The organism is Streptomyces sp. NPDC088387 (genome assembly GCF_044753385.1).
Taxonomy (GTDB): domain Bacteria; phylum Actinomycetota; class Actinomycetes; order Streptomycetales; family Streptomycetaceae; genus Streptomyces.
This window is the reverse complement of record NZ_JBIVNC010000009.1, coordinates 22271-35655: the sequence shown is the minus strand read 5'-3', so window position 1 is coordinate 35655 and position 13385 is coordinate 22271. Positions and strand designations below refer to the sequence as shown.

General features: G+C 71.4%; 8 protein-coding genes. 5 read left to right on the top strand and 3 right to left on the bottom strand.

The features are described 5' to 3' along the window. Nucleotides 1-154 precede the first annotated feature (154 nt). Together ACIQAC_RS23820 and ACIQAC_RS23815 are read left to right on the top strand one after the other, a co-directional pair. Complete coding sequence (locus tag ACIQAC_RS23820) at nt 155-2374, top strand: CDP-glycerol glycerophosphotransferase family protein (protein WP_402193990.1); 2220 nt, start codon at nt 155-157, stop codon at nt 2372-2374. A 280-nt stretch (nt 2375-2654) separates the two neighbouring features. After that, nucleotides 2655-4205, top strand: coding sequence for a hypothetical protein (locus ACIQAC_RS23815; RefSeq protein ID WP_402193989.1), 1551 nt, complete (start codon nt 2655-2657; stop codon nt 4203-4205). A gap of 9 nt (nt 4206-4214) precedes the next feature. Here ACIQAC_RS23815 and ACIQAC_RS23810 read toward each other — a convergent pair whose 3' ends face one another. Beyond that, nucleotides 4215-4628 (bottom strand): organic hydroperoxide resistance protein, encoded by a 414-nt coding sequence (locus ACIQAC_RS23810; RefSeq protein ID WP_402194457.1) that lies wholly within the window; start codon nt 4626-4628, stop codon nt 4215-4217. Nucleotides 4629-4770: 142 nt separating this feature from the next. Between ACIQAC_RS23810 and ACIQAC_RS23805 the strand changes: the two genes are divergently transcribed. Further along, a complete protein-coding gene (locus ACIQAC_RS23805) occupies nt 4771-5256 on the top strand; it encodes a MarR family winged helix-turn-helix transcriptional regulator (protein WP_402193988.1) in 486 nt (161 codons plus the stop codon). A gap of 189 nt (nt 5257-5445) precedes the next feature. Here the strand turns inward: ACIQAC_RS23805 and ACIQAC_RS23800 are convergent, their stop codons facing one another. Beyond that, nucleotides 5446-6084, bottom strand: a complete 639-nt coding sequence (locus ACIQAC_RS23800) for a TetR/AcrR family transcriptional regulator (RefSeq protein WP_402193987.1) — start codon at nt 6082-6084, stop codon at nt 5446-5448. A gap of 162 nt (nt 6085-6246) precedes the next feature. Between ACIQAC_RS23800 and ACIQAC_RS23795 the strand changes: the two genes are divergently transcribed. Further along, on the top strand, nt 6247-7170 hold the full coding sequence (locus tag ACIQAC_RS23795; RefSeq protein ID WP_402193985.1) for an ABC transporter permease: 924 nt from the start codon (nt 6247-6249) through the stop codon (nt 7168-7170). After that, nucleotides 7163-8065 (top strand): ABC transporter ATP-binding protein, encoded by a 903-nt coding sequence (locus ACIQAC_RS23790; RefSeq protein ID WP_402193984.1) that lies wholly within the window; start codon nt 7163-7165, stop codon nt 8063-8065. Before ACIQAC_RS23795 ends, ACIQAC_RS23790 begins: the two co-directional genes overlap by 8 nt. A 103-nt stretch (nt 8066-8168) precedes the next feature. On the opposite strand, the gene ACIQAC_RS23785 is transcribed toward ACIQAC_RS23790, so the two are convergent. Next, nucleotides 8169-13094 carry an NAD-glutamate dehydrogenase gene (locus ACIQAC_RS23785; protein ID WP_402193983.1) on the bottom strand — a complete coding sequence of 1642 codons (4926 nt, stop codon included), beginning with the start codon at nt 13092-13094 and terminating at the stop codon, nt 8169-8171. Nucleotides 13095-13385 lie beyond the last annotated feature (291 nt).

Sequence of the window (13385 nt, the reverse complement as noted above, 5' to 3'; positions counted from 1 at the left end):
CGGCAGCGGCCCGCCCCCTCTCTTTCCCCCGTATGCCGTACACGCCGTAACCGGCCGGTTCCGCGGACCGTTGCCGGGCAGAACGCCCGCGCCGACTCGACCGTTGCCGGGCCGGACCGCCCCGCGCCGACCCAGCCGACCCATGGATGTCCCCTTGCCCAGGTTCAGTGTCATCGTCCCCGCGTACCAGGTTCAGGCGTACCTGCACGAGTGCCTCCGGTCGGTGCTCTCGCAGTCGTACGCCGATCTCGAACTGATCGTGGTCGACGACAGATCGCCGGACGCGTGCGGGGAGATCGCCGACGAGTTCGCGGCCGCCGACCCGCGCGTCCTCCCCGTCCGGCTGCCCGAGCACACCGGCCCCGGCGGTGCCCGCGCCGCCGGTCTGGAGCGGGCGACCGGCGACTACCTGCTCTTCCTCGACGGCGACGACACCCTCGCCCCGGACGCGCTGCGCACGATCGCCGACCGTCTGAAGGAGACCGGCGAACCGGACGTCCTGGCCTTCGGCCACGCCCGCGTCGACTGGACCGGCGAGCCGGTACGCGCGCGGGACGGGGGCCGGCTCGGTGAGCGCGGCCCGGTGCCCTTCGCCCTCACCGACCGCCCGGAACTGCTCGAACTGCCGCTGGACGCAGGGGACAAGGCGTACCGCCGCGAGGCCGTCGAACACGCGGCCCTCGCCGCACCCACGGACCTGGCCTGGGCGTACGAGGCCCTCCTCACCGCCGAGACCCTGGCGACCCTGGACCGTGTCTGCGTCCACCGCAGGGAGCACCGCCACGCGCGTAAGCACGCGCCGCAGGGGCTTTTCGATCAGTACGACAGGGTCTTCGCGTTTCTCGCCGCGCACCCCGGACTGGCCGCATGGCAGCCGGTGTTGTACCGGCGCATGCTCGACCGGCTCGGCGCGGAGGCGGCCCGGCTGCCGCGCCGCGCGCACGCCGAGTTCCTGCGCCGGGCCCGCGACTGCTGCCGCCGCCATCGCGGTCCCGGCGCCCTGTCGCCGCGCCGCGCCCTGGTCCGCTTCGGCGTGCACCGCACCCTGCGCGCACTGCGCACGACCGTGGCCGCGTGCCGTCGTACGGCAAGACTCGCGGGCCGTATGGCAAGCGCCCTGCGCACCACCACCCTTCGGCTGCACTACGGCGTCCAGCGGCGGCTGCCGCTGCGGGACCGGGCGGTGTTCACCGCGGTGAACGGCCACGGCTGCAACCCGGCCGCCCTGGAGGCCGCCTTCCGCACCCACGCCCCGCACCTCCGCACCGCGTGGATCGCCCGCCCCGAGCACCAGCACACCGTCCCGCCGGGCCCGCGCCGCCTCGTACCGGACTCGGCCGGATACTGGACCGCGCTGGCCCGCTCCAAGTACCTCGTCGTCAACGGCGATCTGGACCCCCGCCTGGTCAAACGCCCCGGCCAGACCGTCGTACAGACCCACCGCGGCACCCCGCTGCGCCACACCGGCCTGGACCTGCTGGAGCGCCCGGCGGCGGCCCGCGGCATCGACTTCGGCCGGCAACTGCGCGCCGTCGACCAGTGGGACTACGTCGTCTCCGGCAACCGTCACTCCACCCTCACCTGGGAGCGCGTCCACCCGGGCAGCTACACCACGCTGGAGTACGGCCGCCCGCGCAACGACGTCTTCCAGCAGGCGACCTCGGCGGACGTGGCCCGGCTGCGCGAGTCGCTCGGCGTACCGCGCGGCGCGATCGCGATCCTGTACGCGCCGACCCACCGCGACTACCGCCGCACCCAGCGCCCCGCCCTGGACCTGGAGCGGCTGGTGCGCCGGCTCGGCCCGCGCTTCGTGGTGCTGGCCCGCGCCCACCACCGCCACGGCGGCCCGCTCGCGAGGACCGTCCCGGGCCGGATCATCGACGTCACCGACCATCCCAACGTCCAGTCGCTCTGCCTGGCCTCGGACGCCCTGGTCACCGACTACGGGTCACTGATGTTCGACTACGCGGGCCTGGACCGGCCGATCGTGATCCACGCCGACGACCGGGCGGCGTACGAGGCGGCCCGCGGCACCTACTTCGACCTGCGGGCCTTCCCGCCGGGCGCGGTCTCGCGCAACGAGGACGAGCTGATCGACATCTTCGGCACCGGCCACTGGCGCGGCTCCCGCTCGGCCCAGTTGCGCGCGGCGTTCCGCGAACGCTTCTGCCCGTACGACGACGGACGCGCCGCCGAGCGGGTCGTACGCCATGTGGTGCTCGGTCAGACGGACAATGCGTCGGGGCTGCCGCCGGTCGTCCCGGTGGAGGGCCGGCATCCGGTCCCGTCGGCGGCGGAGTCCTCGGACCGGACGCCGCACGCCTCGGTGCCGCGCCCCGCCGCACCGCTGACCCCCGCCGACAGCCGTCACTGACCCCTCGCTCTCGGGAGCCCGCATGATCCGCAGCACCTCGCGGCCCACGCCGACCCGGCCGTCCACCTGGCGCCCGACGGGCCGACCGGGCTGACCGGGCCGACTGGGCCGGGCGGGCGGGGCGGGACCCGGGGCGAACGGGCTCACTCGATGTGGTGATCCGACGTCAGTCCGTTGACCCGGCCGGGAACATACGGCGAATGCGTCGGCCTCCCCCGTCTCCCCCGTGTCCCCCGTCTCCCCCGTCTCTCCCGCTTCCCCCACTCCTCCCGTCCGCCCGGTGAACGCTCCGGTCCTCGCCGGGCGTTCCGTCCGCGGCGCGACCGCCCTGCGCGGCGGCCGGATGTGGCGCCCCACCCCGTACCAGGCCTGTGGCCTGCTGTTCTGGCTGGTGATGTCGCTCGCGTACTGGCGGGTGCCGCTGTGCTGCGACGCCGGGCTGGACGCGGCGGTCGTCGAACGCCTCGCCACCGACCTGGCGCACCCGCGCCATCCGACGGCCGACCTGCCGGGCGCGGGCAGCCCGTACTACTCGCCGTACGCCCTCGCGCAGGCGCTCTTCGCGCGGCTGACCGGGCTGGGTGGCTGGGAGGTGGTCCGGCTCGCCGGTCCGCTGAACCTGCTGGTCCTGCTGGCGGGCGTCGGCCGCTTCGCCCGCATGCTGAGCCCCCGCCCGTGGGCGCCGGTGCTCGCGCTGGGCGCGACGACCCTGCTGTGGGGGACCCGGCCGGTCCGTGGAGACGGCTCGCTCGGGCTGCTTCCGCTGACGACCGGCATGGGCGGGCCGTGGCTGTTCGCGGTGGGGCTCACGCTGTGGGTGTGGGGAGTCACCGGGGAGCGGGTCCGCCCGGGAGCGGGGCGGGTGCGGTTCGTGGGACCGAGCGGACTGCCGGGTCCCGCCGGGTACGTGGCGCTGGGCGCGGTGTACGGGGTGATCCTGCTCGTCGATCCGTTCGTCGCGGTGGGCGCGTTCGCCGGGGCGGCGGCACTGGTCGCCGGCTGCCGACCGGCCGTACTCCTCCGCTGGGGCCTGGCCGCCGTGACGGCGGCCGTCGTGGCGTGGAGCTGGCCGTACTACGAGGTGTTCGCGGCCTTCGGTACGGAACGGCGGCCCGCGCCCGGACCGACACTCGGTCAGTACTGGCTGGCGCTGCTGACGGGGTTGCCGGCGTTGTGGCTGCGGGCGCGGCGCAGCGCCTGGCGGGATCCGCTGGTGGTGATGGCGGTGCCGGGGTGCGCGCTGCTGGCGTACGGCGGTTGGGGCGGCGGCTCGTACGGCGATGTGGTCGGGCTCGCGCTGGTGCCGCTGTGGTTCGCGCTCGCCGTGGAGCTGGCGGCGCCGCGGCCCTGGCCGTCCTGGCGGCGGGCGCTGGGTGCGGTGGCCGTGGCCGGGGCGTGCGCGGGGTTCCTCACCGTGCAGGCCGGGGCGGTGGTGCCGCGCTCACTGGATCCGGTCGGTTTTCCGCAGGCGCCGCGCGGACCGTCGTACGCGTGGGCGGCGCAGCACATCGGGCGGGGGGACGTGGTGCTCGCCGAGGGCGGGGACACCGTGCACGGTCTGGCCGGACACGGGATCGACGTGGTGGCGCCCGCCGTACCGGACCCGGCGCTGGAGGAGGCCGAGCGGCTGCGGCGGGTCGCGGACGTCCGCGCGTACCTCTCCCCCGGCTCGACCCGCGCGGACCGCGCCGCCGTCGTCCACCGGTACCGGGTGCGCTGGCTGGTGCTGACGGGCCGGCGCACGGTACCGGAGGAGGCGGTGGTCGTGGCGTGGAGCGGGCGGACGGGGGAGGTACTGGCGCGGGTCACCGGCCGAGCCGGCGGGGCGTGAGTGGTGGGACTACTCGACGACGAGCTCGACGGGGATGTTGCCGCGGGTGGCGTTGGAGTAGGGGCAGACCTGGTGGGCGGCCTCGACGAGCTTCTGGCCGGTGGCCTGGTCCACGTGGTCGGGGAGCTCGACGCGGAGGGTGACCTTGAGGGCGAAGCCCTCGCCCTGCTTGCCGATGCCGACCTCGGCGGTGACGGCAGCGTCGCTGACGTCGACCTTGGACTGGCGGCCGACGACGCCGAGGGCGCTGCCGAAGCAGGCGGCGTAACCGGCGGCGAAGAGCTGCTCGGGGTTGGTGCCCTCGCCGTTGCCACCCAGCTCCACCGGCGGGGCCAGCTTCACGTCGACCTTGCCGTCGGAGGAGACTGCGCGGCCGTCGCGGCCGTGCGTGGCGGTGGCGACTGCGGTGTAGATCGCGTCCATGGGGTCCATCCCTCTCGAAGTCATGCTCGGAGTCGTACTCGAAGTCCTGTCGCGGTGGCCTGTCCGGCCGCCGACAGAGACAATTAGAGCACGCAATTCAATTGTGCGCAACTAAATGGCGAGCAGGGGTTACCCTGGACCCATGACCCCGACTCCCACGCCGCCGCAGCCGGCCGCCGGCGCCCCCGAGGAGAACTGGCTCCTGCTGAACGGCCAGATCTGCTTCTCGCTGCACTCGGCCGCGCGCGCCTTCAACAGCCTCTACCGCGTGATCCTCAAGGACCTCGGCATCACCTACCCGCAGTACCTGGTGATGCTGGTGCTCTGGGAGCGCGACGAACTTCCCGTGAAGCAGCTCGGCGAGCAGCTCCGCCTGGACTCCGGCACGCTCTCGCCGCTGCTCAAGCGGCTGGAGGCCGCGGGTCTGGTACGCCGGGAGCGCAGCGCCCGTGACGAGCGGTCCGTGGAGGTACGGCTGACGGAACAGGGCCGCGCCCTGCGCGAACAGGCCCTCCAGGTGCCGCCCCGCATCGCCACCGCGACAGGCTTCGACATCGCCGAAATCAACGACCTACGCACCCGCCTGGACACCCTGACAGCCCAACTGGACGCGGCGGTGGACAACTAACACGCGCTGGGGGCACAACAAAACACGGCCCCAGGAAACGCTCTCAGGGGCCCGGGGAACTGCGCGACAAACCACACGACACCCGCACCCGACAACCGGGGCACGCCCCCAAAGGGGCGCGGGGAACTGCGCGACAAGCCACAACGCACCCGCCCTCGCACTCGCACTCGCACCCAACAACGCCCCGCGTCACAACGCCTTGAGCGCCGCCGCCGTAGCCCGCGACAACGCCCCCAGATACCCCTTCGGCAGCTTCGGCCCACGAACCACCACCACCCGCCAGTACAACGGCCCGGAGATCAGGTCGAGCGCCAACTCGTCATCAACCCCCGCCCGCACCTCCCCCCTCCGCTCGGCCGCCGCGACGATCACACTCGCCACCCCCTCCTGCCCGTCCCGCAGAGCCTTCTGCATGGCCTCCGCGATCTCGGGATTCCGCGCGGCCTCGGCCTGAAGGTCAGGAATGATCTGCGAGGCGATGGGATGCCGCAGGGCACGTGACGTGACCTCGTAGAGCAGCCGCAGATCCCCCTCCAGGGACCCCGTGTCCGGCGCCGGCAACCCCTGCACGGCGATCGCCGACACCACGTCGAGCACCAGATGCAGCTTCGACCGCCACCGCCGGTACACCGCCGTCTTGCCGACCCCCGCCCGCCGCGCGATGCCCTCGATGGACATCCGCGCGTACCCCACGGCGGCGAGCTCCTCGAACACGGCGGCCCTGATCGCCTCGGTCACGTCCTCACGCAGTACGGCCGCCCCCGCCGGGGCCCGGCGGCGCGGTCGCGTCTGTGGTCCGTCGGTGTTGGTCGTCATGCCGTCCAGCATAGGGGCGTTACGACGATACGGTTGCGTTCCGACGACGATTGGGCCTACGCTCGCGTTACGACGATACGGTCCCGTCCCGACGTAAGAGTACGTAAAGAGACGCGTAAGGAAACGTCGCGGGCCGGACGCCGCGCCCCCACCCTCCGAGCGAAAGCAGCGGATGTGAGCCAGGTCCTCGACACACCGCCCTTGACCAAGGCCGCGCCCCCCGCCGAAGAAGACCTCTCGGCACTCGCCGCGCGCCACGGCCTCACCGTCAGCGGCGCCCGCCCGACGCTGCCCGAGTACGTCCGCGGGCTGTGGGCGCGCCGCCACTTCATCGGCGCCTTCTCCACCGCCAAGCTCACCGCCCAGTACAGCCAGGCGAAGCTCGGACAGGTCTGGCAGGTCATGACACCGCTGCTGAACGCGGCCGTGTACTACTTCATCTTCGGCGTGCTGCTCCAGACCAAGCGGGGTGTCCCGGACTACATCCCGTTCCTGGTCACCGGCGTCTTCATCTGGACCTTCACACAGAGCTCGATCCTCGCGGGCACCCGCGCGATCTCCGGCAACCTCGGCCTGGTCCGCGCCCTGCACTTCCCGCGTGCCGCGCTGCCGATCTCGTTCTGCCTCCAGCAGCTCCAGCAGCTGCTGTTCTCCATGGCCGCGCTGGTCGTCATCCTGCTCGCGTTCGGCGTGCCGCCGGCCGTCTCCTGGCTGCTGGCGATCCCGGCGCTGGTCCTTCAGTTCACCTTCAACGCGGGCGTCTCCATGATCATGGCGCGGGTGGGCGCCAAGACCCCGGACATCGCCCAGCTGATGCCGTTCGTGCTGCGCACCTGGATGTACATGTCCGGCGTGATGTGGAGCCTCGACCACCTGCTCAGCTCGCACAACAGTCTGCCGTCCTGGGTGGGCACCGCCCTTCAGGCGAACCCCGCCGCCATCTACATCGACCTGATGCGCTTCGCCCTCATCGACAGCTTCCACGCGAGCCAGCTGCCCCCGCACGTCTGGGCACTGGCGACGGGCTGGGCGCTGCTCGCCGGAGTCGGCGGCTTCATCTACTTCTGGAAGGCTGAGGAGACGTACGGCCGTGGCTGATCACCCGAACGAGACCATCCCCACCGTCGTCGCCGACCGCGTCGACATCGTCTACCGCGTCAACGGCACCGGTTCCGGCCGGGGTTCCGCCACCGCCGCGCTCAACCGCATCCTGCGCCGCAAGCAGACCGAGAAGGCGGCCGGGGTCCGGACCGTGCACGCCGTGCGTGACGTCTCCTTCGTCGCGTACAAGGGCGAGGCCATCGGCCTGATCGGCACCAACGGTTCCGGCAAGTCGACCCTGCTCAAGGCGGTCGCCGGTCTGCTCCCCGTGGAGAACGGCAGGATCTACACGGGCGGCCAGCCCTCCCTGCTCGGCGTCAACGCGGCCCTGATGAACGACCTCACCGGCGAGCGCAACGTCCACCTCGGCGGCCTCGCCATGGGCATGTCCCGCGAACAGGTCCGCGAACGCTACGACGAGATCGTCGAGTTCTCCGGCATCAACGAGAAGGGCGACTTCATCACCCTCCCGATGCGGACGTACTCCTCCGGCATGGCGGCCCGGCTGCGGTTCTCCATCGCCGCCGCCAAGGACCACGACGTCCTGCTCATCGACGAGGCCCTCGCCACGGGTGACCGCTCCTTCCAGAAGCGCTCCGAGGCCCGCATCCGCGAACTGCGCAAGCACGCGGGCACGGTGTTCCTCGTCAGCCACAACAACAAGTCCATCCGCGACACCTGCGACCGAGTGCTGTGGCTGGAGCGCGGCGAACTGCGCATGGACGGGCCGACGGACGACGTACTGAAGGAGTACGAGGCGTTCACCGGCGACAAGACCACCACCAAGCCGAAGCCGAAGCCCAAGGCGGCCACCACCACAGCCGCCCAGCCTCCAGTGCCGCAGCCCGCGGACGCCGAGCCCGCGGACGCCAAGGTGCCGCAGCCCTCCTGAACGCCGCCTCCTCCCCGGCGGCAGACAAAGGCGCCCCGAGCCACACGGCCCGGGGCGCCTCCGTCTTCGTACTGCCCGGCGGTACTGCCCGCCGGTACTACCGCTAGCCGTGCGACCGCAGGAGCGTCCGCATCGTGCGCATCGCCACCGAAAGGTTGGCCAGATCGAACGTCTCGGAGCTCTGGATCTCCTCAAGTGTCGTGCGCGCCCGGCCCAGCAGCGCCATGTTCTTCTGCTCCCACAGCTTGAACCGCTGCTCGGGTGTCGAGGAGCCGTTGCCCACCGCGAGGACGTCCGCGGTCACCGCGGCGTGCGCCGCGTACAGGTCCTCGCGGATCGCGGCACGGGCCATGGACTGCCAGCGGTCCGCGCGCGGCAGCTCGCTGATCCGGTCCATGAGCTGGGTGATCCGCAGCCGGTCGGCGAGGTCGTAGTACACCTCGGCGACGTGCAGCGGCTCCTTGCCCATCCGGTCGGCCACCGACACGATGTCCATCGTCGGGAACGCGGACGAGAACCCGGCCACCCGCGTGGCAGGACCCTCCGGCACGCCGGCGGCGGTCAGCTCGTCGAAGATCCGCTGGTACCAGTCCAGGTCCGCGCCGCGCACCAGCGTCGGCAACTGCGCCCAGACCTGCTCCACCCGGTCGGCGAAGAACTCGACGGTCTCGGCGAGCTCCAGCGGCTGCGGCCGGTTGTTGAGCAGCCAGCGCGTGCCGCGCTCGACGAGCCGGCGCGAGTGCAGCCGGATCCGGGTCTGCACACCCGCGTCGACCGTGTTGTCGAGGCTCTCCACCGCGTCCCACACCGGCGCCGAGCGGAAGATCGCGCGCGCCGCGGTCTGCGCCCGCACGATCTCCTCCAGCGAGGCGCCGGTCTCCTCGCGCAGCCGGTGCAGATACGTCGTACCGCCCGTGTTGACCGTGTCGTTGACCAGCACGGTCGTGGTGATCTCGCGGCGCAGCGGGTGGTTGTCGATGTGCTCGGCGAACTTCTCGCGCAGCGCGGCCGGGAAGTACGCGTAGAGCAGCCCGCGCAGATACGGGTCGTCGGGCAGCGAGGTGTGCAGCAGGTCCTCGGCGACTGTGATCTTCGTGTACGCCAGCAGCACGGCCGTCTCCGGGCCGGTCAGGCCGTCGCCGGAGCCGAGGCGTTCACGGATCTGGCGGTCGGTCGGCAGGAACTCCAGCGCCCGGTCGAGGCGCTTCTCACGGACCAGGTGGCGCATGTAGCGCTGCTGGGCGTTGAGCATGTCCTTGGACTGCGCGAGGGCGTTGCCGATGGCCGTGTTCTGCGCGTAGTTGTTGCGCAGCACCAGGTGGCCGACCTCGTCGGTCATCTCGGCGAGCAGCTTGTTGCGCTGCTTGACCGTCATGTCGCCCTCAGCGACGACGGCGTTGAGCAGGATCTTGATGTTCACCTCGTGGTCGGAGGTGTCCACACCCGCGCTGTTGTCGATCGCGTCGGTGTTGATCTTGCCGCCGGCCCGTGCGAACTCGATCCGGCCCAACTGGGTCAGGCCCAGGTTGCCGCCCTCACCGACCACCTTGACCCGCAGGTCGGCGCCGTCGACGCGGATCGCGTCGTTGGCCTTGTCGCCGACGTCGGCGTGCGACTCGGTGGCCGCCTTGACGTACGTACCGATGCCGCCGTTCCACAGCAGGTCGACCGGCGACTTGAAGATGGCCCGCATGAGGTCCGCGGGGGTCATCTTGGCGACCTTCTCCTCGATGCCGAGGGCCTCGCGGATGTGGGCGTTGACCGGAATGGCCTTGGCCGAACGCGGGAAGACGCCGCCGCCGGCCGAGAGCAGCTCGGTGTTGTAGTCGGCCCAGCTGGAGCGCGGCAGCTCGAACAGCCGGCGGCGCTCCGCGTACGAGGTCGCCGCGTCCGGGTTGGGGTCGATGAAGATGTGCCGGTGGTCGAAGGCCGCGACCAGCCGGATGTGCTCGCTGAGCAGCATGCCGTTGCCGAACACGTCACCGGACATGTCGCCGATGCCGACGACCGTGAAGTCCTCGCTCTGCGTGTCCACACCCAGCTCGCGGAAGTGCCGCTTGACGGACTCCCAGGCGCCGCGCGCGGTGATGCCCATGCCCTTGTGGTCGTAGCCCGCGCTGCCGCCGGAGGCGAAGGCGTCGCCGAGCCAGAAGTTGTAGCTGTTCGCGACGTCGTTGGCGATGTCGGAGAAGGTCGCCGTGCCCTTGTCGGCGGCGACCACGAGGTAGGTGTCGTCCTCGTCGTGCCGGACGACGTCGGCGGGCGGGACGACCTCGCCGGCCACCATGTTGTCGGTGATGTCGAGCAGCGCCGAGATGAAGGTCTTGTAGCTCGCGACACCCTCCGCCAGCCATGCGTCGCGGTCCGCACTCGGGTCGGGCAGCTGCTTGGCGACGAAGCCGCCCTTGGCGCCGACCGGCACGATCACCGTGTTCTTCACCATCTGCGCCTTGACCAGGCCGAGGATCTCCGTACGGAAGTCCTCGCGCCGGTCCGACCAGCGCAGACCACCGCGCGCGACCTTGCCGAAGCGCAGGTGCACACCCTCCACGCGCGGCGAGTACACCCAGATCTCGAACGCCGGGCGGGGCGCGGGGAGGTCCGGGATGGCCTGCGGGTCGAACTTCATGGAGACGTAGTCGTGCGCCTTGCCGCCGACCGCCTCCTGGAAGAAGTTGGTGCGCAGGGTCGCCTTGATGACGGTGAGGAAGGACCGCAGGATCCGGTCCTCGTCGAGGCTGGCGACCTGGTCGAGGGCCGCGTCGACCTCTTCGAGCAGGGCGTCCACGATCTCGTGCCCGGCGCGCTGCCGGTCCGGCGACATCCGCGCCTCGAACAGCGAGACGAGCAGCCGTGTGGTGTGGACGTTGTTGCGGAGGGTGTCCTCCATGTAGTCCTGGCTGAACGTGGAGCCCGCCTGGCGCAGGTACTTGGCGTACGCCCGCAGCACCATCGCCTGGCGCCAGTTGAGCCCGGCGCTCAGCACCAGCGCGTTGAAGCCGTCGTTCTCCGCCTTGCCGGTCCAGGTCGCGGCGAACGCCTCCTGGACCCGCTCGCGGGCGTCGTCGCCGAGGAAGTCGCCGTTCTTGAACTTCGGCATACGCAGGCCGAAGTCGTAGATCCAGGCGATGCTGCGGTCGGAGCAGCGCAGCTCGTAGGGCCGCTCGTCGACGACCTCGACGCCGAGCCGGTTGAGCACCGGCAGCACCGCGGACAGGGAGATCGCGTCGCCCTTGCGGTAGATCTTGAAGCGGCGCTCCTCGGGGGCGGCGCCCACCGGCTCGTAGAGGCTGAGCGCGAAGTTGTTCTCCTCGGTCAGCCGCTCCACGTTCACCAGGTCGGCGACGGCCGCGCGCGGGGTGTGGTCGGCCTTGAAGCCCTCGGGGAACGAGTTGCCGTACTTGCGCAGCATCTCGGCCGCGCGCTCCTCGCCGCACTCGGCGTTGAGCGCCTCCGCGAAGCCGTCCGCCCAGGAGCGCGCGGCCTCCACCAGGCGGGCCTCGATGCGCTCCTTGTCGGCGTCGGACAGCTCGGGCAGCTCGGTGCCCTGCGGGACGCGGACCACGAAGTGCAGCCGGGACAGGATCGACTCGGTGTTCCACGCGGTGAAGTCGACGCTGATGCCGTCGAGTTCCTCCTTGAGGATGTCGATGATCCGCAGCCGGACGCCGGTGGTGTAGCGGTCGCGCGGGAGGTAGACCAGCGCCGAGTAGTAGCGCCCGTACTCGTCCTGGCGCAGGTACAGCCGCAGCCGGCGCCGCTCCTGGAGGTACAGCACCGAGGTGACGATGGACTGGAGCTCGTCGATGGGCGTCTGGAACAGCTCGTCGCGCGGGTACGTCTCCATGATCTGGAGCAGGTCGCGGCCGTCGTGGCTGTTGGGCGAGAACCCGGCCCGGCGCAGCACCTCCTGCACCTTGCGCCGGATGACCGGCACCCGCCGCACCGACTCGGTGTACGCGGCGGACGAGAACAGCCCGAGGAAGCGCCGCTCCCCCACCACGTTGCCGTCCGCGTCGAACTTCTTGACGCCGATGTAGTCGAGATACGACGGCCGGTGCACGGTGGCGCGGCTGTTGGCCTTGGTCAGCACCAGCAGCTTGTGCTCGCGCGCCTTCGCGCGTGCGTCGGCCGGCAGCCGCTCGAAGGACGGGCTGACCGGATGGGCCTCGTCCGTGGCGTGCTGCGGGTCGGCGCGCAGGATGCCGAGGCCGGTGCCGGGGACGGCGGCGAGGGAGTCGTCGTCGCGCAGCTCGTACTCGCGGAAGCCGAGGAACGTGAAGTGGTCGGCGGCCAGCCAGCGCAGCAGCTCGCGGGCCTCCTCGATGTCCTGCTCGTTCAGATCGCCGGGCGCGGGTTCCTTGGGCAGCTCGTCGGCGAGCCGGTCGGCCGCGTCGCGCATCTTGCCCCAGTCCTCGACGGCCTCGCGGACGTCGGACAGGACCCGGAGCAGATCGGCGGTGATCTGCTTGAGATCGGCGCGGTCGGTCTCGCGGTCCGTCTCCACATGGATCCAGGACTCGATGTGCGCGTCGTGCGGAAGGTCGTCGCCGGGCGAGGCGGGCAGCACCTCGATGAGCCGGCCCGTGACATCGCGGCGGACCACGATCTGCGGGTGGATCACCACATGGATGCCGCGTCCCTGCCGGGTCAGCTCGTTGGTGACGGAGTCGACCAGGAAGGGCATGTCGTCGGTCACCACCTCGACGACGGAGTGGCTGCACGTCCAGCCGTTCTCCTCGACCGTCGGGGTGTGCACCCGTACGTTGGCCGTGCCCTGTGGTCGGGTTTCGGCCAGCCGGTAGTGGGAGTAGGCGGCTCCGAAGACGTCGACCGGGTCTCGGTCGCCCAGGTCCTCCGGGGCGGTGTGCAGGTAGTAACGCCGGAGGAACGCGAGCACGGCGTCCCGGTCGGGAATGCCGTCGTCCGTCGCCCCAGTCGGTAGGTGCCCCCCGACCGGGCTGTTCTCAGCTACCCGGGCGGCCCGATCGAGCAGCTCGGCCTTTGCTTCGTCCAGCTTGGTCTGCATTGTCCTCTGGCTCCTGTCGCGCGCCATTGCGCGACGTAGAAGGAAGTACGGTCTCTGCCCTTGTGGCGTCACGCCCAGACGCGGGGTATCCGGTCTGCTCCGACGCTATGCCGCGAGGTGAGATGGGCGGGGGGATATCAGCCATTCCCGACGCGCCCGAGGGATGTGACGCTGCTCTCGGCGGCGCCACGATCACAGATGTGCGAGGCGCTTCCACGCGCCCGCGAGGACCAGCGACCGCCGCCCGGACACGGATGTCTGCCGTGCGCACCGGGCGCGGGGCAGGGGTAC

Bases quoted from the DNA above. Each gene is read 5' to 3' on its own strand.
- ACIQAC_RS23785 (WP_402193983.1), bottom strand. From the start codon at position 13,094: ATGCAGACCAAGCTGGACGAAGCAAAGGCCGAGCTGCTCGATCGGGCC.
- ACIQAC_RS23800 (WP_402193987.1), bottom strand. From the start codon at position 6,084: ATGCTGGACGGCATGACGACCAACACCGACGGACCACAGACGCGACCG.
- ACIQAC_RS23805 (WP_402193988.1), top strand. From the start codon at position 4,771: ATGACCCCGACTCCCACGCCGCCGCAGCCGGCCGCCGGCGCCCCCGAG.
- ACIQAC_RS23810 (WP_402194457.1), bottom strand. From the start codon at position 4,628: ATGGACGCGATCTACACCGCAGTCGCCACCGCCACGCACGGCCGCGAC.